The sequence below is a fragment of the Yoonia sp. R2-816 genome (assembly GCF_046762905.1).
In the GTDB taxonomy this organism is placed as follows: domain Bacteria; phylum Pseudomonadota; class Alphaproteobacteria; order Rhodobacterales; family Rhodobacteraceae; genus Yoonia.
Window position 1 is genome coordinate 1 of the sequence record NZ_JBKQXN010000284.1, and the last position, 750, is coordinate 750.

Below are 750 nucleotides of genomic sequence, written 5' to 3' on the forward strand. Positions count from 1 at the left end.
CCACTACTGTCACCTGAAGCTGGATGAACGCCGCAAACTTGCAAATTGGCTTGAAGCCAAAATGCCCTCCATTCTTAGAGTTTCATCACGTACAGGATGTCAAAAGATCCGCCGGATATGCCGTCGACAATATACTGGCCGCGAATGGCCGACGTATTGCCTAGCTTGTACTCTGCACCACCACCGACACCGAGTGAGATCCCCGAAGTGCTTTCTGCTGCGCTGCCTGTAGCGGAGCTTCGCTCTTGTTCGTCGCGACCGTAATTAAAGCCGAGCAAGCTGATCAGGTCGATATCCTCGGCCAGTTTGTAACGGGTCGTTCCATATGCGCCAAGACGAAGCACAGAGGAGTCTTCGGAGATACCTTGCGCAGGCGTATCGCTGCCCTGCGCAAACATTCCGTGAATCTCAATCCCGATCGGATCGTTATCAAAAGGTACCGCATAGAACGCGGTGATCCCGTAATCGATTCCGGGCTGACCACTGAACGAGATCCCGACCCCGAATGCATTTTGTACCGGCTCCTCAAACCCCGCCCCCGCAAACTGCATTTGTGCTTGCGCGGCTTGAGTGCCGCCAACGATTGTCACAACTGATGCAAGTACCATTAGATTTCGTCTCATAAACACTTCTCCATTCAGTCTTCCACGTCCCCCCACAGTCGTCGCCGTTCCGTCAACGGTGCCGTCAGGGCTAGCTAGCAGGCCAACGTTCATTCGTTTCTTTGTCATGGTGTGTTTCCCGTGTTGA

General features: G+C 53.6%; 1 protein-coding gene. It reads right to left on the reverse strand.

What is annotated here, in order from left to right:
* Nucleotides 1-74: 74 nt before the first annotated feature.
* The coding region (locus ACFWW2_RS16925; RefSeq protein WP_393929860.1) for an outer membrane beta-barrel protein at nt 75-750 on the reverse strand (676 nt) is incomplete at its 5' end.